Source organism: Serratia marcescens (assembly GCF_029846115.1).
Taxonomy (GTDB): Bacteria; Pseudomonadota; Gammaproteobacteria; order Enterobacterales; family Enterobacteriaceae; genus Serratia; species Serratia marcescens_L.
Genome location: NZ_JARVZZ010000003.1, coordinates 43,159 through 65,647 on the forward strand (window position 1 = coordinate 43,159; position 22,489 = coordinate 65,647).

A 22,489-nucleotide genomic window follows, 5' to 3' on the forward strand; every position below is an offset into this window, starting at 1 on the left:
CGGAAGGCGGCAGAGCAAAACCATGAAAAATCAAAGATTGAGCCTTGAGCAGTTAACCGGGATGAGTGCTACCGAACTGGAAGAGTATCGCGATCGGGGCAGGGCGTGGCGGAGAATGCTGAACAATGCCGTGCTGGGTGCGCTGGCGCTGCCGAAGGGGTGGGTAGCGAACGCAGAAGAGGTGTGCGAATTTTGTGGGCAGGTACCCGTGGTGTGTCGGATTAGCCCGAAGGGGGATGATGTTACCGCGATTTATCTGTGCAGCGCGGGGGCGGATGTGCCGGGCTGGTCTGCTGTTCTTCCGTACCAGGGAACATCGTTAACCGCTAACCAGGGCGACTGCATTGCCTGGGTGCATACCGCTGACAATTTTGAGCCGGAGACGATTAATCGGGTATTGAACGTGGTCGGTGAGTACTACCGTCATGGATTCACCCGCCCGGAGAAACTGGCGGTTGCGCTGAGAATGGGGGGATTTTGCGTATGATCCCGAATAATCGCGCACTGGTGCCAGTCAACGAATATCAGCAAGCCGCCGTCCATGCCGTGGTGTTGGTCGAGCGTAAGAAAGAGCAGGGCAAGCGGCTCGCCGCGTTTCCGTATGCCAAAGCCTTTTTCAAGGTTCTGAACAACGGTCGAGGACAGATTTTAGCGAGCGATATTCGCCAAATATCGTCAAACTATTTCCCGGATGAGCGGGGTGGATCATCCATCCAGCAATACATTGAGGCGCTGGACAGGCTTATTGAGAGCGGTGGCCAATATAGTCCACTTCCGCTGTCCGGCGATGTTGCTGCAACCCTGTTCCCCGCCTATGGCGAACTTTGCCGGGAACGGCGGGAACGAAAGTGGGATATGCAGGCCGAACGGAAAGACCGTTGGCAGTCGAGGGAAAAACAGCAACAGCGCCGTCGCTATCAGAATCAGCTGGCGCAGGCCGAAGTTGAACTGGCGTTTGTAACGCCAAGTACGGTCGGCGCATGGTATGCGTACTGGAGCAAGCGCGACATTTACGAGGACGACCTGACCGAGGGATTTTTCGCGTGGTTCGAGCGGTTTCCGCGCATGGCTGGCTGTAACCTGCAGCATTATAAATCTGATGCGCTGTGGGCGGTGATGGAAAGATTGCAGCAGGTTGAAGCTGATTTGACTGATGACGAACGGGCATTCAACGCGTTGCTTATTCCGAATAAACTGCCACGTAAGGTATGAGGGGAGCGGCTTGAAATACGCGCTCAATGAAGAAAATAATAGTTTTCAACTTGAAAACAAATCCGCCAGAGGGTACAATGTTTTCAAGATGAAAACAGGGCTAAGGGATTTGCGGTGCATGTGATCAGTAGACAGCCGTTTAATGAGGCTGCCGGGAAATACCCTAATAGCGCGTTGGCGCTTCTGGATCTGATGAGGGTTCTGGAAAAAAAGACCTTTAACAGCCCGGATGAGATGAAAAGAGCGATCCCGTCACTGGATAACTTCAAATACCGTAAGAAATGGTGGGTGATTGATGTGTCCGGTAACACGTTGCGGTTGATGGCTTTCATTGACTTTGAAAAGCAAAAGTTTTTTGTAAAGCACATTGCGACTCACGCCGAATACGACAAGTTAACCAAGTACTATAGGGAGCATAAAGAATGACTGTTGCCACTCATATCGACGCCGCCAGTGCCGAAGGCATGATCGCGACATTTGCCAACGCGGTGAAATGCATTCCTCTGATGACCGGTGATAAAAGCGAGGCTGAATATAAAAAAGCCCTCGAGCTGATTGAGTATCTTGTCGATCGCGACGAGCTGAGCAACCCGCTTTTTGAACCGCTTGCGGCCAAAATTGCAGAGTATGAAAACAGCGCCCCGGAATTTGAGGCGTTTAACCGTCGCTTGGCGGCGATCCCTACCGGGATCGCCGCGTTGCGCACCCTGATGGATCAGCAGGGTTTAAAAGCCGCTGATCTGGAAGATGAGTTGGGGTCTAAAAGCAATGTCAGCAACATTCTCAGTGGTCGCCGTGCGTTGACTGTGCAGCACATCAAGGCGCTGGCGACGCGTTTTGATGTCCCTGCTGATTTGTTCATTTGATGGGGAGGGCGGGTCAGGTGACCTGTCTGGCCAAACCCTAACGACTGACATCAAGAGACGGCGCCACAGGTGCCGTTTCTGTTCCCATTCGTCCAGCCGGGTATTTCCTTTTTTCGTTGGCCCCTTTCCTGTCCGTATTGTGGCGCCCTGTTGGTTCCTTTCGGCGTTGAGCCGACAGGAACCAATGCACCCATCGCTTGCAGCAGGCTGTCGCCTGCGCCGCTTTCACTGCCCGACCGCCTATGCGGCCGGGCGCTAAGGATACCAGGCTAAAGGCCTGGCCCTTTCTGGTGTCCCCCCTTTAGTCCTGGCTACGCGCAAGGCGTCCGTCCCCGTGACTGACCCTGGGCCGGGGCGCCGCCGTCACAAGGGTACGCTTCGCCGGTATCCTCACCCGTTCGCACTCCCTCCCGTTGGTCGTTCGCTTGCGCATGCGGCTTGCGGTCCCGCCCTTGCGTCGTCAGCTGATACCCCGTCCCGGTCAAGTTGTCACGGCGCCAGTCACCCCGCGCCGGCAAAAAGCCAAAAGGGGTATACACCAGAAAGAAGCCGCCGCGGCTTCTGATGCACTGACTAACGGGAGTGGTTATGTCAACGATCGAACAACAACAGCAAATGGTTTTTTATGTGCCTGGGACAATGTGGCCGGTTGGTGTGGCTATTTGGCTGGATGGGGAATATGTCACGTCAGCCGGTCAAACATTGGCGCAGTTGCAACAGGTCAAGCCTGCGTGCGAACTGGTGACGTTTGAAGCAGCCTTGTGCGCGATGAATGACGCGGCAAAATTGCCGGTTCAGCGCATCTGCAAAGACGAATACAGGGAAAAGCTGGAAATGTTGCCGCCGCTGGATTGGCAATTTAGCGCGGGTTATTCGTCCTTCAAAATGATGGAAATGTACAGCGGTAACATCACTGACATTTACGTACAGCTCGGGGATGAGCATTTCAAACTGCGCGATCATGTCACGCTGCCACACAGCCAGATCGTGACGCGGGTGAGTGCTTTTCGTCAGGCAGAACCGGCGCAGGTAGCGGCTTAAAACCTATCGTTTCCCGCAGTTAAACGCTGCGGGATGTCATTTATCACGGAGAGCAAAAAATGATTATTGATGATTATATCGAAACGATCGGGCGCTACATCTTGCAACAACGTAAGGCGAGAAAACCGGCACGCGTCCCCGCTTTAAAAGTGTTTGAGTGGGCGCAGTTGCTGCGCTATCTGGAAATTCAGCGCGGATATACCTGTTAGCTTTAGTGTGCCGTCTCTCGGGGCGGCAATTTGAATCTATTTTCCCGGAGTCGGGCGCTGCCGGCATTGAGCCGGCACCACCCGATTAAGCCCCCGCTTGCAGCCAGCTATTCGCTGGCGCCGCTTTCACTGTTACCGCAAATTGCGGCAACACTAAGGCAACCTGGCTTCACCAGGTGAGTGGTTTCGGTGCCACTCCCTGCCAACAGGCATGGCTCAGAGTGTCTTTTGCCGTGACAGACGCTGAGCCGGGGCGTCGACCCCACAAGGGTTCGCTTGCGCCGCCATCCTCACCCGTTCGCACTCTTTCCTTTCAGTCATTCGCTTGCGCATGCGGCTTGCGGTGGTGCCCTTGCGGTTTCGCCTTGTACCCCGGCCCGGTCTCAATGTCACAGCACAAGACGCTCCGCGCCCGGCAACGCCGGGAAGGGGAGTAACACCAGAAACAGAGTTTGGGAGAATAAAAATGCAAAGATTATATTCAGGTTTCCGCAACGCCAATGTTATCCGTAAAGATCGCCCGTTGACCAACAATGAGTTGGCCACGTTTGTTCCCAGCGTTTTTTCCGAGGAGAAACATGCCTCCCGTAGTGAGCGTTATACCTACATTCCGACGATCAGCTTGTTGGATAAATTGCGGGAGGAAGGATTCCAACCGTTTTACGCCTGTCAGACAAAGGTTCGCGATGAAGGCAAGCGAGGCCATACACGCCATATGCTTCGCCTGCGCCGTGATGGCTTCGGACAGCATGATGAAGTTCCGGAAATCATTTTGCTAAACAGTCATGACGGTAGCAGTAGTTACCAGATGATCCCCGGCGTTTTCCGTTTCGTCTGCAATAACGGATTGGTGTGTGGTGATACGTTCGGTGAGGTTCGCGTGCCTCACAAAGGGGATGTCGTCGGGAAAGTTATCGAAGGGGCGTATGAGGTTCTCAGTCTGTTCGATAAAGTCACCGAGTCACGCGAGGAAATGAAATCCATAACGTTAAATCGTGATGAGCAAATGCTCTACGCAGATGCTGCATTGGGTTACAAATATTTCGAAACTCACCAGCCTATATCTGCCGAGCAAGTGCTACAGGCAAGACGGCGAGAAGATAACAACCCCGATTTATGGACAACCTACCAGCGTGTTCAAGAGAACATGATCAAAGGTGGTATTGATGGGCGAACGGCGACCGGGAAACGCAGTAAAACGCGCGCAGTGAATGGCATAACGGGTGACATTAAACTCAATAATGCACTATGGAAAATGGCCGAAGCGATGAAGGCATTGAAATAATCATTGTATATGGGCAGCGATACCCTGCTGCCCATAAGGATAATCTATGAGAAAAACTGTTGAGATAAAGCGGTGTCTGGTATGCAGTACTGCACATATGACGATTGAAGACAATGCGACTCTGGGGTTGATAGCAAATTGCGCGTCTGAGAAATACAACTGGATAATGGAATATGATTATGGTTTCGTTATTGACTTGTGGGGATACCGATACATCGTTTTGCGATTGAAAGCGTTAGGGCTGTCAAAGAAATTTAGAAAGTTTGTCTATTCAATGACCGTTAAGCATGACCTGAATATGATTCAGTTTGATGTAGATGGGGATACAATAGACGAGATGCCAACGTACTACTGGTGAAAATCCTCTTATTCTCCTTAAGCACATCGAGTGCTAAAGGAGAATGCTATCTACATCTCAGATTAATCTATCTATGTGCATACATTTTACCTTTCTTTTGGTTACGGCATTGAACCGTAACCAGATGATTTTTAGTTTTGTGCAGCCGAATTGCCACTATGAACTGAGTCAGGTTGTGCATTATTTATCGTTTTCAACTTACGTGGTGTTGCTGTTTTCCTCTTCGAGGAAACTGTGCTTTTTATCATGTCCTGAATGGAACGTTCACTGACTGTGATTTCGCATGCTTCGAGGGCGGATTTAATGTCCTTGGCGGTGTACCCTTTTTGCGTAGCCAATACAATAATTTTGTCTTTCAATCCTTCCAGAACTTCTTTTCCAGTGAGTCTTTCTTTGCTCAAATCTGGAAGCTCATCAAGCTGAACTTTAGCCAATTCTAATTGCTCTGAGCTGTACTGATTTTTTGCTGCCATGTTCAACATCTCCATTCTCATTAATCTCAATAACGACAATAGTATACGAATGCCTTCAACAAGCACAACTCCCGAAAAAGTTCTCCCATGGTGTAATGACAAAACAGGCGATATCAACCATAATACAGATATCCGGTTTCAAAGACGGGACCAGATGTGTTTTGTAGCACCGCCTGCACGCAGTCGGTTCAACAAAACGCTGGGTCAGGGCAGAGCCCCGACACCCCACGAGACTGTTTTCTGACGAGACTAGAAGGGAAAACTCACCATGAGTAAAAGCGAAAGCCGGAACAGAACAGCCCTGCTTCCCAGCATTCGTTGTTTTCCTGAAGACAAAGATGCCGTCATGAAGAAGGCCGATGCCGCAGGATTAAGTATCGGAGCTTTCATGCTTCGTAGTGCCCTCGGTCGTCGTATCGAGGCCAAATGTGATACAGAACTGATTATGGAACTCCGCCGTCTTGGTGGCTTGCAAAAGCACCTGTTTAAAGAGGGCGGCGGGGTGTTGAGTAAAGAGTATTCTGACGTGTTGATGACGATTCAGAAGGCAATCTTAAAAGTGGGTATGGAGTGAGTCTGACAGCATGATTATTCGAATCCCGGAAAAACGGCGTGACGGCAAGAGCAGCTTCTTACAGCTGGTCGCCTATACCGTTGTCCGCGATGAGGATAAACCCGATACTCCACTGGAACCCGAGCACCCAGGCTGGCGTCGCCCACGTTCAAAAGATGCCATCTTTAACCACCTTGTTGATTACATCAGCCGGAATGGTGATGCGGACTTGCAACACATCATGCATGCCGATCCGAATGGTCATACCCAAGTGATGTTTGATGGTGTCATGTGTGAGACGAACTGTTTTAACATCGCGACCGCATCGGTAGAGATGAATGCAGTTGCATTGCAGAACACGCGTTGCAAGGATCCCGTACTGCATTATTTTCTGTCCTGGCCAGAAACCGATAACCCGTCGACGGAACACATCTTTGATAGTGTTCGTCACAGTTTATCGGCACTGGGTATGTCAGAACACCAGTACGTCGCGGCGATCCATACCGACACGAACAACATCCATTGCCACGTTGCGGCCAACCGTATTCACCCTGAAACGTATAAAGCGGCCGATGATTCCTTCACTCGGATCCGACTGCAGCAAGCGGCACGTGAACTTGAACTCAAGTACAACTGGACACCGACCAACGGGTTCTTTGCTGTTAACGAACAGGGCGAAATTGTTCGATCCAAACGTGAGAAAAGCCTGACTCCCTCTGGTGCAAAAACACTGGAGTATTACGCTGATGTTGAAAGCCTCCATACCTACGCCGTCACTGAGTGTGGGTTTAAAATTGATGAGGCTATGGCTGATCCCAACCTGGCCTGGAAGGATATTCACCGCATTCTGGTTAAGGCCGGCCTGGCGTTAAAACCGAAAGGGAAAGGGCTGGCCATCTACTCCATCGATAATCCTGAACTTCCCCCGGTGAAGGCCAGCAGTGTTCATCCTGACCTTACGCTGAACTGCCTGGAGAAAGATTTGGGGCAGTTCCAGTTGCTTGATAATGCGGGTACCTACACCAAGGATCACACCACGACAGCGGCAGATGCTATCGTGCATGAGTTCCGTTATGAACCGACATTGCATGCGCGTGATTTGACGGCCCGGCTTGAGCGGCGTTTAGCCAGAGCCGATGCACGTGCAGATTTAAAAGCGCGTTACCAGGCTTATAAAAATGCCTGGAAACGTCCAACGTTAGATGCCGGTGCAGTCAAACGACGTTACCAGAATGAGTCCAAACGCTTTGCCTGGCAGAAGGCGAGAGCCAGAGTCGCCATTGGCGATCCGTTGTTACGGAAATTGACGTACCACATTATCGAAGTCGAACGTATGAAGGCGATGGCGGCACTGCGTCTCGCCGTTAAGGATGAACGTACCGCTTTCAAAGCCGATCCGGCCAATCGTCGCCTGTCATATCGTGAGTGGGTTGAGCAGCAGGCGTTGAGTCATGATCAAGCCGCAATCGCTCAGCTGCGCGCCTTTGCGTATCGCATGAAACGGACCCAACGTACCGCGCCGATATCAACCAACAGCATTGTATGCGCCGTGGCTGACGATACACCGGCCTTTGCTTTAGAAGGTTATGCCACACAGGTTACACGTGATGGAACGGTGCAGTATGTGCGTGATGGGCGTGTCGAGCTTCAGGATAAAGGTGAGCGGATTGAAGTGGGTGATCATCGCGTGAATGAGGGTGAGCATATCGCCGGCGGTATGGCATTGTCAGAGAATAAAAGCGGGGAGCATCTTAAGTTTGAGGGGGGATCTGATTTTGTTCAGCAGGCGTGTTCCATGGTGCCTTGGTTCAATGAAGGTGGAGATGCACCACTGCCATTGAGTGATCCGCAACAACGAATGATGGCGGGTTATGAATCGTCTCAGCAAGATATTTCAACTGGGGAGAGGCAACATAAACTTTCCACTGCTGAACAGCCCGAAGCCGAACAGAGTAAACCGCGTTCGGGGTATCGCCCTCAGCAATGATCACTACAACGAAAAAAGCCGGCTGCAGTTTTCACTGAGCCGGCTTTTTTCATTTTCAGTTGAGATGTTTACGTAGCTGTTGCAACGCTGGCTGATACGTTAGCCAGGCGTCACTGTCGTTGCCCGTGATCTCAGTGAAGATGGCCATCATGCGATGCATAATGACATCGTGTTTATCGACGTCAAAATGCTCCTGTGCGACAAAGAGATTAAGCAATCTGGCGCATTCATCACGCAGGTCCTCCGCCCGCTCAGTTGTTAACACCGGCCTGGTGTCATCTTCCCTGGACTCTGTTTCAGTCAGAGCTATCAGCATCATTGCACACAGTCTTACAAGTTCGGTGTAGCCGCGCCGATAGTCCAGGTTTTTGTCACTCATACCGGTGCCTCAGTAGTTAGGGAGAAGGGGTTGGCTTTCCAGCCATAACCGTTCGAATTCTTGTTGATAGACAGTGACCAATTGGGGTTGATTACGTACTACCAGTACATTTTCCGCATTGCGTTTATCTGCACTTGAAGAGTAGTTGTAACTGCCCGTTTGTAAGGTATGACCGTCAGCCAGAATTATCTTATTGTGAAATATAGCATATTTGTCGTTGAGGCGGACGTTGAGGCCATTGTTGGCCATGAACGTCACTGCAGTATAGCGATCGCTGTTGGCTTTACGATCGGCAATAACTCTGACTACTACCCCTCTTTTTTTGGCGACGAGCAATGCTTTGGCCAGGTCTTTGTCAGTAAAAGAATAGGCTTCAACATTCAACGTCTGTTGGGCATGGTTAATGACATCCATTACTGCCGTTTTTGCAGAGTGCGAAGGGGAAAAGCCCACACTGAATGTTGGCGAGGCTTTCGCAGGGAGTGAGACGAGAAGCGCCGCCAGTAGCCCGGTTAGGGCAAGCGGTCTAATCATAGAGCGTTGCATGTGGTTCTCTCTAGCGGAAAGTGATTTCGTTTGTGCCGGCGTTTGCCAATGACTGTGCGACTTCTTTTGATACGCGGATAGGTTTTGGTGGTGTCGGTAACTGGCGCCAATTGCGTTTGTTCTTACGCAGTGCCTCTCTGGCCGCTTCAAACAGCAACACACCACGTTGAGTCGGTGAATAACTGACGTCGGCACGGTTATCCAGGTCGAGTGCCACTGCAGCGACACGTTTGAGTACAGGATCCATCATGCCTACAGGCGCGGTTATATCGAGCGCTAAATCAAGTCGTTGAAGAATACCGTCAATCTCTTGTGCAGTGGGGGGCAGTTTACGTTGCAATGACGGATTTAATGCAAATAACTCAGCTTCGGTAGGGGTTTCAACATCAATGAAACGATTGATACGCATCGGCAGTGAAGACGCCATTTTCTGATCGTCCGGGATATAAATGGCATTACTCGGTACCAGCGCACTTTTAAAGGAAATCATACCTTCACCAGGGCTCATGTCCTTCAAATCACCCAGGTCTAACCTATCTTTCTCGCGAATGTAGTTATTGGCTGCATCTTCGTAGTTGGGCGTGATAAATCCGCCTGCCTGCTCTACCGAACCCAGCTCGGCATAATACCCTTTACCGCCGGTGATCCTGGCCAGCTCGAATGTATCCTTTTCGTCCTGGAGTGTCATAAACCATTTCGTCAGCAGGTTCGCGTTTACCGTCATGTATTCGCCTTTATGTTCGGCGATAAACCGTTGAATATCCTGGGCAGAGACAATGAGCATGTATCCCAAACTTCGCATCTGGCTTGCAAGGTTGTCCATGCCTGGGCCAAAGTAGGCACCCAACTCATCCATGGCGATCGGGTAGGGGAACTTGCCACTGTATTTTTTGACGATCAGCACATCGTTCATCATCCCTTCGAGCTCGCAGCCCAGGTCTCTGGCCATGGTCATGCGGATGGCTGAAATGTACAGTTTACCGATATTGGATGCTTCTCCCTTAGAGAGCTCCAGTGCGGGTATGGTCGTACAGAGGATGCGATCGTTGTGCAGTACATCTTCGATGTCGATATCACCGGCATCGGTTGAGAAGATGTGGCCATAGAGGTCGTTAAACATGGTCAGCATCCGGTTAAATTGCTGGATCAGGTACCCGTGTTGGTCATATACCCCTTGTTCCCATTCCGATGGTTTGTTAATCAACTCAATGCGGAAACCAGCCAACGTGTTGAAGTAATTCTCCAATGGATTGTATGCCTCACGGTGCCAGCCATCTCGTTTCGCTTCCTGGTAGAGATCTGCAAGTTTTCTCAGGGGTAAATATTCCTGGATGACCTTTTGCGAGATTCGGCGTTTTTCCCGTTTGCATTTGTAATAGATGGCATAGACCAAGGCAGACAGCATTGATTTTGCCTTGTCCTGCCAACCCTGATCGCCACTGCCGGCGGGGGGTAACATGGACTCCATCAGCTGGATGATAAACGTGGTGTTGGCGGTTCCGAACAGATTGATGGTGTTTGATGGTTGCCGTTTTTTATCATTGAGCAACAGTTGCAACAGCTTGTCTGTCCCACCGGTCATGAAGTTCAACACGTAGAAGTCATCTTCGCGACCAAAGCGACGAGCCAGAGACCACATGGCGAAGGCCAGTGTATTCTGGCCCTTACCGTCTGAATAACAGATACCGCGTCCCCAGCAAATGGAGTTCAGAAAAACCGATAAGAGGGCTTCGGTTTTACCCGAGCCCGTGGTGGCCAATAGCAGCATATGCCGCAAAGCGTCGTCCAACGTCAGCCAGAGCTCTCGTGCCAAACCTTTACCGCGGGCGTACCCAAGGCACATGACACCGGCAGCCGGCATATATTTGCGGGTGCGTACCACATACCGGAAAAAACCGCCCAGGCCTTTGCGATACTTGGGCATTTCACGTTCTGTGGTTAGATCCATACCGCCAATGTCTGTTGGCATGCGTAATGGCATACGAAACGGACGATCGGCAAATAACATGACCAGAAGTAGCAACCCGGGGACGGAAAGCAACAGTGTGGCTGGCATAACGAAACCCGCAATTAAGCCAGCTAGCAGACTGAGTTGAACCCCCATCGGAGAAAGTAACGCATCATTTATAAAGGTATAGCCTAGCGGCCTGCGCACCCGGCGCGGGTCGACTTCTACAGGGCGTGACATGAGTAACCTCAATCAGGGAATAAGCAGAGGGAAGGTGTTACTGGGATACTGCTGAATTTAGGAAGGCTTCCAGTGCATCGTCACTTTTCAGGGACTGCAGGGGGATGTAACGACCATCATCTGCCAATAAGGACGGGGTGCCAGGGAGGGTGTAGTAATCAAAGGCAACGTCATTTTTGGCGACGGCGGTTTCCCCTGCTTCACATGACGTTGATTGTGAAGCGGTTTCACCAGGCGCTAAACCAGCGTCTGCGCGGAACAGCGATTTCCATAGTGCCGGCCGCGCCGCTGGTGCCTGGCACAAGATAGGACTCACCAGGTTAAGGGTCTGTTGCTTGCCAACGAGGGTTACCGGGAAAACTTCAATATTGTACTTCTCTGATAGGGCTTCTAACGCGGGTTCAATAATCTGACAGTTGTGGCACAACGGGTCAGCAAATACGTACAGCGTGCGTGCGTGACCAGAGGACAGTGCGATCGTGTATTGGCCACTTTGGGCTGTTTTATGCAAAATCTCAGCTGTCTTTTGATAGTCGGCGGTTTTCGAGGGCTCGACTGCAGGTTCAGGCTGGCGGCTAATCGGTACCGAATCTACGGACAATCTATCTGCAGGGGCTGGTTGGAGCTGTCGAGTTGGTGCGGTAGAAACAGGTATCACTGGTGCCTGAACCACGTGCTGTAGGCTCAATGGTACCGGTGGCGTAATGGTAACAGAGGCTCCATGGTTCCAGGCGGTGAAGAAGGCTAGGGTAACGGCAGCACCGAGAATGACACTGGCAGCCAGTTTCCCACGTTGAACTTGCTTATCGCGCTGGCGAAGCACGGCTTTATTTATTGCGCACAGTATTGTCTGGGCATCGTCAGGGGATGTTCCGTGATGGATAATCGCTTGTTTCAGGTCGCGACTATCGTGGTAGACGTCATTGTCTTTAATATAAAAACGAGGATGTGTACCCAGAGCAAGAATGGCGATTGCCTGGTCATTGCCAGACTTTCGTGAATAAACAGACAGGGTTTTGCCCTGCAGGGATGCAGTAAAATAAGTATTCATGGTTTTTCCTGTTATGACGGGCGTTGTGTTCTGGGGCGTGTGAATGTGCGTGTTTTGACGGGTTGTTGCTCGGGCGAGGGTGTTGTAGCAATGGTGGCTGTGGGTATAACAGCCTCCTGATTGCGCAAAACTACCACATCTCCCATATCCTCTTCCAAGTCAGCATCTGGTGCGCTTTCAGTAGGGTCAGTAGCTGTTCTTTCTTCAAGGGTTAACCCAACACCACGCAGGTCAATCTCCAAGCCATGAATTGCCTTGTCCATTCGACTCGCTGGTATGGGGATCGTAACTCTCAGTCGTTCTGATACTGAACCAATCAGGGTTTCCCACTTAGATACGGCGATAACGCCAGCACCTTCCACAAAGACTTTTGGGCGGCCGGTTGAGGTTAAGGCATACCACAATGTGCGATCGAGGCCTTTCAGCCAACGGAAGCGCGGCCCGGGAAGACGTAAATCTCGGTCATGTAAAGCGTACATAGCGGTTCGGGTGGTGCTGTGCTGGCCAATCCATACCTTGGCCTCTGGTGTATTAATGACGCGTTCGAAATCTTTCGTCGCCAGACCTAAAATCGGATATCCCTTTTTCCCTTTATCGCGCCGGCTTTTGATGAGGCAAGACCGGTTCAAGCTATCCAGTAGTTTCTCTGCTCCCTTGCGATCCTTTAGAAATGCCTGAAGCCCGAAAGCAGCGACTAAGGCACGTTCATGGGGGCTAAAACTGGATGCATCATTGAGTGGGGTACCCAATTGCTGTTCAAAGACGATGCGAGCTCGTTCATGATCAAGGCGTTCACCGATCACCAACTGGTGTTGCTTGGCAAACTCTTCCGGTGACTGCGCGCTTCGATGCTCTGGAGGGTCACAGTTCAGCAGTTGCGTTTCTTTATCGCCGTAGCATAGGGCAGGTACAATATTGGGAGAGAACTGCGACATAATTTTAGGTAGGGAATATACGTTAATATCTCTTCGCGTTCGGTTACTCGCATGATTGCGGACTGCAATCATGCTCCCTACTACAATCACTGATAATGGCGCTAACAAAATGCCGGCTGTTCTGTTCATCACATTAATAAACTCGCTCCAGCTGAGGTCGTTAACGCGATTTGCCGCCCAGGCTAATAAGTTCAATCGTTCAGCAACATAACTGTGGGTACGCGGGAAGTCGCAGAGAGACCAGAGTTGATATATAACCCAGCAACTTCCATACATGATGGGAGGTTGGTATATCCACATTAAAAAGCAAATCATGAAAAAGATCAGAAAAGCCATGAGGCCGTGTTCCTGACCTCTATGAGGTGGAGCGGCTGTTCTCGCTGTCATATAATTTCCATATGAAAATATTTCCGCAAGGAGGCCGTGCGGACTATGAGAGTGTAGTTACACCAAAGAGAGTTTTTTTGAACAAAGAAAAAGCGCCGGTTAGGGCGCTTGAAATGGAGGAGGCAAGATTAATATGCGAGTGATTTTTTTTGTACGAACTCGCTAAAAGCACTCCCGGCATCTCGCTCTGGTCGATAAGTCGATGAAAGTAAGGTATCAAGATTGTAGCCTAATTCCATGCATTTTTTTTCATTATCGACGCCGACCGTAAAATGAGAGAAAAGAACATCATTGAATTTCAATGTGAGAGTATTTCCTCTGCATTCATATCCAGCTAGGTCAGAAATACTCATGCCTTTATAAATGGATTTGGCAGTTGAAATTAAGAGCATGGTGCCATTTTTTGTATCGACACCAAAATAATTTCCATCGTAGAGAGATTTGACTTCGTATCCATTAGTTGGAATGAAGTTGTTGCAAAAGTAACCATTTATAATCTGAGATGCTTTTGTATCTGACTTTTTATTTATACGATAAAATGAATAAATTAAACCAAACCCAAGAGCAAAGAAAACATAGGGCCACAGAGCATTGGTTCGAGAGTCAGAGACGATGAACAGTACAATGGAGGAAAATATCAAATACGCTCCTCCGCAGAGTAAGGAAATTAAAAGTAAGGTTTTTAAAAACACTCTCGTTCTTGTCATTTTATACCATCTCCATTTTCGCTGTTAGTGCCCCTATGGTTGAATTTTACACCAGGCGATCTCTGTAGTCCATGTGAAAAGCCAGCAAAGATGCTTTTTGTTGACTCAACCATACCGCCAAGAATGCTAGCTGCTTCGCGTCCGCCTAACCAAGAGATAATGTAATCTGGCATGCTTACTTGTAAGCTGAAAACACGCGTCACCGTCGTTGTACAAATACGAGCGTAAAGCATAAGGATTCCAAGAAGAGAAAATATTCCAGTAATTGAATTAGCTTGAACATTCGCAATTGTTGGGCCAAACATCATGTTTAATAAAGAACCTAAACCTACAATCATGATGCTGGCGAATACGAAGCCAAAGACCATTAGCATTGGCCTAACCATAACATCAATTAGAAATATGTAACCATAAGCAGACCTGTGTCCTCGGTCTGCCTCGGAACCAATGTGAGTTGCTGCCCATAGTGTTCCTCCTGTCGCACCAACTAATACACTAACAAGCCAGTTAGCTGCTGCAGCAAGCCAAAAGATAAAAGGAATGAATGGCAAGTAAATTGATAAATTGAATCCGATCCCAAACAGCAAAAAAAGGATAAAATAAACAAATGGAGACAATGCGTCCAAAACGGCTGCAAGTCCTTCAGTTGCATTCATCGAGAATGCGCCAATTACTTTCCCCCAAAATCCGTTTGTAGAGACTGCCGCTGCCACTTTGGCAACTGTAAACACCCCTAAAGTTGCCTCGGCAGTTCCCAGTGTAACGTCCCCAATGAATTTCATTTTTAACAAAGGGTTCATTTGATCACTATCAACACCAAAAGTACCAAGGTTAGAGGTGGCAATGGTATTTGTTAGCTTTTGCATATATGAACCTGTTATACCAACGAATACTGCTGATGGTTCAGATGCATCAATGGCTTGTTGAGTATCTTTAGCTCCTTGTGTCCCCAGTGGGGGTGTATAGGGGGAGTTCTGCAATTGAGCTTTGTAGGCTGTTTTTATATTGGAGTAGTTGTCGCTCGCCCCCAAATCACCCAGGCCAGACATACCTGAAATTACAGGTTTTAACTGGACAGCGTCATTGAACTTGTTATTGGCCGTGGCAAACGTTTGGTACCAGGATCCGAGTGCCAGCCAACCATTTTTTTTCAACTGTGCCGAGAGAACGGAAGCCAGTTCGTCGGATTGCCCTTGTGCTTTCAATGCCTGATTTATTCTGTCTTCATAGGCTCGTGCCGCTTTCTGGATGTCAGTTTCTGCATCCGGTAATGATCCACTGCCATTCACCTGTTTGTTGGCCAGAGCAGAAACAAATTGTGATGCGTCCTGTGATAATGTGTTTTGCATCTCGTTCATGGCACTGCGCTGAGCATTGATTATGCTGTCTGTATTCACGGGAACGGGGAATAGCCAGCTGGTCGTCTGGTCTGCCAGGCTTTCCGGTAGCCGGGCTGAACCACACAAAGCGCTACCGTTACCGATCTCAAAGCCGTCAGGTAGTGACTTGATACTCATCAGTGGAGTACCACCCTGGCCATACTGTTGGTACATGTTGCTGAGTTCCGAATTAACCCCATACATGCATAAATTCATTTCGTAAATCGCCCGGGCAGCACTGACTGTCTGTGGTGCAACGGGTTGTACCACCAGGGAGTAACCCTCTTCCAATAAATCCACAATTCGATCGGTTACTACATTGGCGCTGCCTATCCCCATGATAGAGGCGGCCCAAAGGAAGATGAGCTGCGCCAAGGACCAACCAGAGACCGTAGGTACCAGGGTTAGGAACCCAGCGGTCGTTGTGACTGGGCCGACCATTGAGCTGCCCTGGTTGAATATTTTCCCGTGCTGTCCGGCTTGTACCAGATGTTTGACTGTGACCAACAGGAACCAGACGACAGCAATGGCCATGACTATCCCATTAAACACAAAGAATAGCTGACCGATCATGCTTGATTCAGTTGATAATGGATTGGTGACAACGTCACCAAATATCATGACCAGAATTTGGCGAGACAGGTCACTCGACCGTTTAGCCGCTTGTTCTATTGTGTCAAAACTGACTGCGGTATCGGCCCAGGCACTGGCCGTAAACAGGCACAGCAAAGCGCCGGCCATCAATTTTCGTATGGCTTTCATAGGATGCTCGTTTTTGAAGGCAATTGCCTGGCGGGCGCCAGGAAGGAAAGGTGATACCTGCAGATTACTGCCGAAGAGAAAGCGTTGTTTTAAACCAGTGATTTTCTGCCAAAAAGTCCTTAAATCCACCGCGCTCTTGATGAGATACACGATGTTCCCTGAGTTGCCACAGACGCCAGGAGCAGGTAAGAGCCTGAACGAAGGGTATTGCGGCTAATGACAGGAGGGATAACACCAAGGCTAACGTTTTGGCCAGTAACAGAGGCGTGTAGATGTTGCTGGCCAGAATGACCAGCATGACACTGACGATCAGTAATGCCGGTACCGCCGAAAGTACAAGACAAAGTTGTTTGCGGCGGTGGAAGCGCTTTATCAACATCTCAATCGAAATTCCGCTGGCTGCAACGGCGTCGTCAAAGCACAGCACTGGCTCCCTCAGTTTTTTGTCCAATTGGTAGGATGGCGTGAGGTAACGAGCTCGTTTGAGGTGGTTAATCACCGAAGGGCCGATTTTCGTGGCGGTGTATCGCAGTTCTGAGAGTGGCAAAAAAATGTTGGCGGTGTAATACGCCCCTTTACCTACGCGACGCCTCCAGTGCGGGGGCGTTTTCTCGTTTTTCTCAGTCATGACGGGCCGCTCCTGCACTTACTTCACGCATTTTTGCCTGCAGTTGCGGGCGATAGTTTTCTGTTGCGGAGAGAGACAGCTGCTGGCCTTGCAGAATATTATTCTTCTGCAGCTGCTGCTTTATCCCCAGTAATAACCAGTTCTGCAGTGATTGGATCCGTATAGACTCACGCGCTAAATTATCCCCATCCATCGCCTGCAGGTCAGTTTGGTAGTCCGTATTGGCATAGCGTCTGCCTACTTCGAACTGCTCAAACTCACGTTCGGACATCAGGCCGCTACGTTGTGCTTCCTCCGATGCAGTGCGCCCAAAGTACGCAGCTGCAGACGGGGTCTGCAGCGTTTCTTTCAATACATCACGGGTCGCGTCATTGGGCTGGCTGGCGGCAACCATGGCTAACATCGGCTCCCGGGCAGCAGAGTTCACAGACTCGTATTGCGTCATGATCCCAACATACTGTTGACCTGATGTTGTTTTGACTTCACCTTTCCCCAGTTGTTTACCGGCAGTCGCCGGTGCACTGTTGAGGGTATAGGCCATTGCCGCATCGGTTTGCTGTTGGTTGAAGGTCAAGTCCGGTGCTTTGCCTTCCTGACCCGCACCATCCAACAAGGCTGTTAGTCTCTTGTCCCCACCAGGTAAATCGGAGATGCCTTTGCATAAGGCTGTTCCACCGTATGCCGAAAAATCCGTAGCATCACAGTAGTCAGCATGTATTGCGGCCGTTCGGAATTGTGTCTGCTCCGGAGGAGGGGTCGGTGAGGTAACACCCTGACGAATGGTACTGTTACTGATCCCACTGCCGCTGGCCAAGGCCCCTTGGCGAGCCCGGGCACCGCTTTGCACCTGAGCGGCCATGCCTGAACCGGATTCGGTACAGATGCTGTCAGGAACGTTGTAGGTACGCCGGGCTTGTTCCAATCGTTCGGTCTGCCGGGCGAATATGTCCTGATCCCGCTGTGCCTGGGCTGCCTGTTCAATCTGTGCGGCAACTTTGCCACCGTTCTGGTTGATAGCGGCACCGACCTGGTGCTGGGTACCGGCGATCTCTGACAATGTACCGTTTATGGTCCCAAGCGCTGGCGCCACCTGCGTTTCGACTGGCAGGCTGCTCATCACTTCAACGGGATAGGCTACTGCTTTGCCTGGCAGATATGCAGCTAGCACCAGTACGGTCAGCAGGCTAAGTTGACAGGGATGTTGACGAGTCCAAAACATGACTAGCTCCAAATTTGTAGGGCGACTGAGGCGGCAACGGTCCAAAACAGCGCGGTGTAAATAATGATATGGGTGATGGGATAGTGAAAAAATGATTGTTTAAAACGAGGCCAAAACGTTGTCACACACATATTTTCTCCTTAAGCCGCGGTTCCCTGGATATAGCCGGCTTTGGCGATGAGTTCATTTGCCAACTGACGAATGGCTCCACCTTCATCGTCATTGCCGGCACGCTTTTTCAACATCTTGATATGGTTTTCCGCAGAGCCACCGGGAAAGGCATCAGCCAGCAGCCGCCGTGCGGTTTTGCCATCCAGCGCGTCATACAACATATTGCGTAATGCTCTGTTTGCCGGTGTGGAGTTCAGGGCCCAGAGGCGCAGAGGGCCGACGGTATTTTTCAACAGCTGTGCAACGTTGCCATTGGTGGTTTGGAACACGGCAAGGAAGGTGACACCACTGCCATCTGGTGCCGGGCCTTTGGTTGTGTTCAGGAGTTTCAATAGTGTGGCTCGCGGGACTTTGAAGGTGTTTTGTAGGATGTCGAAGTCTTGGGTACGAACCCGCAATAAATAGAGTGAGTTCGCCGAGTCCAGTATGGTTTGAGGGTAATCGTCCAGGTACTGCGATGCGAAGACAGTACGGACACCAAACTTGCGTTTCTCTCTATCCTCCGTTTGTAAGGCGGACCAGAGTGCATCAATGCCTTTGATGTTATGCAGCTCATCAATGAAGATGAGTTTGATCTCCTGGTCCAACTGCTCGATACGCTTGCGGTGCAGTTGGACGTAGCGCGGATCCAATTTGGCATACAGTTCTGTCTGTATCTGCGGCAGATAGAAGTCAGTGCCCCCCGCTAAATGGCGAGCAAATTGGTACATGATACCGGTGCGGATTTTACCTTCAGGCGAATCGTTACCGGCCACGTTATTGACATCGACTATCCTGATGCGGGTGTTGGGGCTGACGGTAAATCGTGTACGACCGGAAATCAGTGGATAATCAAACAGCGCCTGAGTCAGGCAACGCGAAACGTAACTGAGTAATGTTTCATCTGACCCCGGGCGGTTGACCATACCGAACGCCGTTCGCAGCTCTTCACTGTTGAGGGCGCCCTGGAGATCATTCAATTCGGGAACCGCCTGTGCCTGAGCAAGAGAGGCTTCATAGACATGGCCATGTTCAAACAACATGTCACGAACTTCGTACCATGTGGCCAATTCCCACCATTGCGTGTCGTGCCGAGAGATACAGCCACTGGTTTTTAGCGCCTCATCCACTTCCGGAACCAGTGTCTGGCCATATCGCACGGGTTCGGTATCACTGTTTTTGCGAAATACCAGGTCGACGGCGCGGGACAGGATCTGTTTGCATGACGTCGCATCCGGGGCGAGGCCCGTTTGTGGATCGATGCACAAGCTGGTCAATAATCTCAGCAAGTAATCACGCTCAGTGCTGATGGGGTATTTCAGGCCTAATTGAATATCAAATGGGTTGCGGCAATGATCTGCGACGTTCTGCAGAATGATGCTGATGATCTTGTCTTTCTGGTCAGCGGGAAGGCTGTCATGAACCAAATCGTAAAAGCCCTGGGCAGTAAACCCCTTATCTATAAAGGCCATAAACGGCAAATCACTGTTGCCATTGGTTATTGCATCAAGGTGCAGGCTGTTGGCCAACAGCGATTTGCCTGAACCTGGAGCGCCAGCCAGTAACTCGGTATGTTTTTCCTGGAGCGCACTGGCTAACCCAATCGGATAGGGCTTGCCATCAATGGTTTGATGTATGGAGTTACCCTCATTGCCCCACGGACTGGCAGGGCGCTGTAGAGGCATCAGTTTGATGCCTTCGGATAACGGTGGGAACATCAGATTTGGCGCGCTGTAACTGGATGCCAGTGGCAAGGTGTTTATCCAGGCTCGGATTGGATCACCAAAGGTTCGGGTGACGGAGGTGACGCCCCAGGCCTGAATCGATTTTTGTAGAAGCGTCAGGTTGCGCTTCAACCGGCTTTTATCAGCATCCCAGGTACTGGCTGTGATGCTCATCATGCACACCGGTTCTTTCTTATCTTGCGTCACCAACCAGGATACCGATTTGTAGATATCACGCAGAGACGGAACGAAAGCGACAAAAGACAGCAGGTTCTGTTTGTTGTTGAGATGCGCGCCACCGCCTGGCATCAGGTCCAGACGCAAACGCCAGGGGATTTGCCGGGGAACCTTTTTGAACAATTGGCTGAACGGTTCTGGCCGCTGTGGCGCCAGCGTCATTGCGAGCTGGCCATGGAACAATCCGTCAACTTCGATCAAATTACCGTGGGGTGTTACCTCGGTATCGCAATACTGGAAATTGAGGTGAGGGGCCAATGCACCGCTGATATCGTCATCGCGCAATTTGCCATGTGGGATCACTCGGTCGCCAGGGAGCAGAGGTTGCCAGCTTTCATCCGTACTGAGACGTTCGATTTCGTCGCGCAGGATATGCCCTGCTTCGTGCGCGTCCAGTAAGCGAACCATCACCCCCTCGTTACCATTAGTAAGGTCGTTGGCCAACTTGTCGATAAAGGCATCGTGTCGGAGTTTCAGTCCCTCAAATTCAGCAAACACAGGATTTTGACCGAATCGAGCCTCCGGCACGTTTTTAAACTGTTGCTCCTGGCGATGTGTTTCTTCTTTACGTTCCGCAACGGGCAGGGAGGAAATTGCCGTGTAAACCGTCAGCCATACACGCTCGCGGGCGACATAGGGGGACATTTTGGTGATTTGCTCATCGACCAGATCATCAAGCCTTAACCCGAGTTTGCGATAGGCCTGACGCTGAGGCTCCACCAATCGGGTAATTTCTTCTTTTCCGCGGCCAGGATCCCGCTCGAAAACAATGCTGATTTTATGGCCCAGAGCCTTAAAGTCGCCTGTTAGTGCATCACGAAGTTTCAACACAAAACGCAGGTAGCTGTCGGCCTCGGGTTGTTCGTTGGGTATTTTAGGCACGTTTTCGCTAAATTCTCGAAATGCGCCAAGGACTTCAAAACAACTGGCGTAATCATTGCTGTGAGTGACATGGATGTACGGTGCGCTTAGCGAAGGATGGCGAATTTTATCGTCGGGCGTCATGCCAATGACTGTGCGCAGATCACAATACTGTGCGAAATCTCTGCCCAGGGTATAGCGGGAGAAGAAGGCAAATGCGTCTTCGATTTTATCAATAATCATGGTCAACTCCGGGCTTTGTAATCACGGTACAGGTGTAACCACCAGGTGGTGCCAGCATCCAAACCTGTGGTGGCTAGTCGACCGACAAGGCGGCCAGGGTGAAGCGCTATCGCCAGGTGACGGCAGCGTGATAGAAGAAGACCTCGGCGGTCGGTGGGTAATTGTTTAAGTGCTTCGCCGAATGCCTGTGGATGTGTTGTTCCCCAGGCCTGTTGTACCGGTTTATCGTGCGATGTCAGCCAATCCAACAAGGCTTTGGCGTCCCGGCGGTAGTCTTCGTCCTCTGAGTTCAGCGCTTGGGCGATGGCCCGCTGCAGGTGATTGACATCTTCGGGCGGTAACGTCGGCAGGTAGATCATTACGCCGGCCTCTGCAGTAACGGTATCGAGCTGCTGCCACGCCTGGCACAGAGGGTCAGCGACGCTGAGGTTGTCAGGGGCTGTATTCAAAGGGTTGTTGTCGCGGAAAATTGCCGTGTTCTTAGGCGACTCATAACCGCAGAATTCGCAGCAGTGTCCACACTGGCGTGCGGTCAAATCTAAAATTTCTTGTTGTTTAGCCGATCGAGAAAACCCAGCGACACGCTGGGAAATAGAAAAAACCAACATATGAACTCCAGGGCAGGAGGGAACAGTGGTGGCGAAGGACGAGCGTTAACGAAATGGCCAGCCCTTTGGACTGGCCATCAGGGGATTAAATACCTACAGGGTTGAGGGTCATTTGCTTCTGGCTACGGCTGGCCATCTGATCGAGTGCAATAAAGCATGCACCAGCGACCAACAGGACCAGAATGTGCCCAACTTTAATCTGAGGGTTGTTTTTCTTAGTGGCCATCAGACCAATTGCTCCGGCAATGCACACAAGCCCGATGACCATGGAGGCATTGACGATCGGTTCTTTAAGCGAGTAAATCCCATCAAGCCACCCTTTGATCATACCGGCGATGTCATCGTCAGCATGCGCCAGAGGGGTAAGAAACCACGCCAGTCCCCCGGCAATTGCGCGGGCATAATACCGGCGTATTGTATCGGCCATGAGGGCACCTTTAATTGCGATGAACAGGGGAATATCTTTCAGGGAGTGACGAGCTTTCATTATTACCTCTATGT

Annotated in this window: 23 protein-coding genes; 10 read left to right on the forward strand and 13 right to left on the reverse strand. The window is 50.5% G+C overall.

What is annotated here, in order from left to right; all coding sequences use genetic code 11:
* Positions 1-22: 22 nt before the first annotated feature.
* The 8 genes from psiB (at position 23) to QDT79_RS25115 (ending at position 4,971) form a co-directional block, all read left to right on the forward strand.
* Positions 23-487, forward strand: a complete 465-nt coding sequence (gene psiB, locus QDT79_RS24910; protein WP_127146969.1) for a conjugation system SOS inhibitor PsiB — start codon at positions 23-25, stop codon at positions 485-487.
* Entirely contained in the window at positions 484-1,212 is a 729-nt protein-coding gene (locus QDT79_RS24915) for a plasmid SOS inhibition protein A (RefSeq protein WP_130016780.1), read from the forward strand. Before psiB ends, QDT79_RS24915 begins: the two co-directional genes overlap by 4 nt.
* A 114-nt stretch (positions 1,213-1,326) precedes the next feature.
* Entirely contained in the window at positions 1,327-1,638 is a 312-nt protein-coding gene (locus QDT79_RS24920; RefSeq protein WP_142106028.1) for a type II toxin-antitoxin system HigB family toxin, read from the forward strand.
* On the forward strand, positions 1,635-2,078 hold the full coding sequence (locus tag QDT79_RS24925) for a helix-turn-helix domain-containing protein (protein ID WP_308317245.1): 444 nt from the start codon (positions 1,635-1,637) through the stop codon (positions 2,076-2,078). Before QDT79_RS24920 ends, QDT79_RS24925 begins: the two co-directional genes overlap by 4 nt.
* Before the next feature lie 588 nt (positions 2,079-2,666).
* Positions 2,667-3,119 (forward strand): hypothetical protein, encoded by a 453-nt coding sequence (locus tag QDT79_RS24930; RefSeq protein WP_308317246.1) that lies wholly within the window; start codon positions 2,667-2,669, stop codon positions 3,117-3,119.
* 59 nt (positions 3,120-3,178) lie between these two features.
* A complete protein-coding gene (locus tag QDT79_RS24935) occupies positions 3,179-3,328 on the forward strand; it encodes a hypothetical protein (RefSeq protein WP_165366676.1) in 150 nt (49 codons plus the stop codon).
* A 466-nt stretch (positions 3,329-3,794) separates the two neighbouring features.
* Positions 3,795-4,613: a DUF932 domain-containing protein gene (locus QDT79_RS24940; RefSeq protein ID WP_308317247.1), complete on the forward strand. Its 819-nt coding sequence runs from the start codon at positions 3,795-3,797 to the stop codon at positions 4,611-4,613.
* Between the two features lie 46 nt (positions 4,614-4,659).
* Positions 4,660-4,971 (forward strand): DUF5983 family protein, encoded by a 312-nt coding sequence (locus QDT79_RS25115; protein ID WP_373275494.1) that lies wholly within the window; start codon positions 4,660-4,662, stop codon positions 4,969-4,971.
* A 131-nt stretch (positions 4,972-5,102) separates the two neighbouring features.
* Here QDT79_RS25115 and QDT79_RS24945 read toward each other — a convergent pair whose 3' ends face one another.
* Positions 5,103-5,444, reverse strand: coding sequence for a mobilization protein MobC (locus tag QDT79_RS24945; protein ID WP_242503224.1), 342 nt, complete (start codon positions 5,442-5,444; stop codon positions 5,103-5,105).
* Between the two features lie 268 nt (positions 5,445-5,712).
* Between QDT79_RS24945 and mobA the strand changes: the two genes are divergently transcribed.
* Both mobA and traI read left to right on the forward strand, forming a co-directional pair.
* The gene (gene mobA, locus QDT79_RS24950; RefSeq protein ID WP_010895858.1) at positions 5,713-6,018 is read left to right on the forward strand and encodes a plasmid mobilization protein MobA; all 306 of its coding nucleotides are present in this window, start codon (positions 5,713-5,715) and stop codon (positions 6,016-6,018) included.
* Positions 6,019-6,028: 10 nt separating this feature from the next.
* The gene (gene traI / locus QDT79_RS24955; protein ID WP_308317248.1) at positions 6,029-7,984 is read left to right on the forward strand and encodes a TraI/MobA(P) family conjugative relaxase; all 1,956 of its coding nucleotides are present in this window, start codon (positions 6,029-6,031) and stop codon (positions 7,982-7,984) included.
* Between the two features lie 55 nt (positions 7,985-8,039).
* Here traI and QDT79_RS24960 read toward each other — a convergent pair whose 3' ends face one another.
* From QDT79_RS24960 to QDT79_RS25015, 12 genes are all read right to left on the reverse strand, one after another.
* Positions 8,040-8,363 carry a hypothetical protein gene (locus QDT79_RS24960; protein ID WP_308317249.1) on the reverse strand — a complete coding sequence of 108 codons (324 nt, stop codon included), beginning with the start codon at positions 8,361-8,363 and terminating at the stop codon, positions 8,040-8,042.
* Between the two features lie 9 nt (positions 8,364-8,372).
* The gene (locus tag QDT79_RS24965) at positions 8,373-8,909 is read right to left on the reverse strand and encodes a phospholipase D family nuclease (RefSeq protein WP_308317250.1); all 537 of its coding nucleotides are present in this window, start codon (positions 8,907-8,909) and stop codon (positions 8,373-8,375) included.
* 10 nt (positions 8,910-8,919) lie between these two features.
* Entirely contained in the window at positions 8,920-11,097 is a 2,178-nt protein-coding gene (gene trbC / locus QDT79_RS24970) for an F-type conjugative transfer protein TrbC (protein ID WP_308317251.1), read from the reverse strand.
* A gap of 37 nt (positions 11,098-11,134) precedes the next feature.
* Positions 11,135-12,148: a thioredoxin domain-containing protein gene (locus tag QDT79_RS24975; protein ID WP_308317252.1), complete on the reverse strand. Its 1,014-nt coding sequence runs from the start codon at positions 12,146-12,148 to the stop codon at positions 11,135-11,137.
* A gap of 11 nt (positions 12,149-12,159) precedes the next feature.
* Entirely contained in the window at positions 12,160-13,419 is a 1,260-nt protein-coding gene (locus QDT79_RS24980; RefSeq protein ID WP_308317253.1) for a secretion/conjugation apparatus DotM-related subunit, read from the reverse strand.
* A gap of 179 nt (positions 13,420-13,598) precedes the next feature.
* Entirely contained in the window at positions 13,599-14,177 is a 579-nt protein-coding gene (locus tag QDT79_RS24985) for a hypothetical protein (protein ID WP_308317254.1), read from the reverse strand.
* Complete coding sequence (locus tag QDT79_RS24990; protein ID WP_308317255.1) at positions 14,174-16,468, reverse strand: DotA/TraY family protein; 2,295 nt, start codon at positions 16,466-16,468, stop codon at positions 14,174-14,176. The genes QDT79_RS24985 and QDT79_RS24990 overlap by 4 nt, the downstream gene beginning before the upstream one ends.
* The gene (gene traX / locus QDT79_RS24995) at positions 16,383-16,946 is read right to left on the reverse strand and encodes a conjugal transfer protein TraX (protein ID WP_010895867.1); all 564 of its coding nucleotides are present in this window, start codon (positions 16,944-16,946) and stop codon (positions 16,383-16,385) included. The genes QDT79_RS24990 and traX overlap by 86 nt, the downstream gene beginning before the upstream one ends.
* Positions 16,939-18,165 (reverse strand): conjugal transfer protein TraW, encoded by a 1,227-nt coding sequence (gene traW, locus QDT79_RS25000; protein ID WP_308317256.1) that lies wholly within the window; start codon positions 18,163-18,165, stop codon positions 16,939-16,941. The genes traX and traW overlap by 8 nt, the downstream gene beginning before the upstream one ends.
* Before the next feature lie 140 nt (positions 18,166-18,305).
* The gene (locus tag QDT79_RS25005; protein WP_308317257.1) at positions 18,306-21,380 is read right to left on the reverse strand and encodes a putative type IV secretion/conjugal transfer ATPase; all 3,075 of its coding nucleotides are present in this window, start codon (positions 21,378-21,380) and stop codon (positions 18,306-18,308) included.
* Positions 21,381-21,382: 2 nt separating this feature from the next.
* Positions 21,383-21,988: a hypothetical protein gene (locus tag QDT79_RS25010; RefSeq protein ID WP_308317258.1), complete on the reverse strand. Its 606-nt coding sequence runs from the start codon at positions 21,986-21,988 to the stop codon at positions 21,383-21,385.
* Between the two features lie 85 nt (positions 21,989-22,073).
* Positions 22,074-22,475: a DUF6750 family protein gene (locus tag QDT79_RS25015; RefSeq protein ID WP_128865587.1), complete on the reverse strand. Its 402-nt coding sequence runs from the start codon at positions 22,473-22,475 to the stop codon at positions 22,074-22,076.
* Between the last annotated feature and the right edge of the window lie 14 nt (positions 22,476-22,489).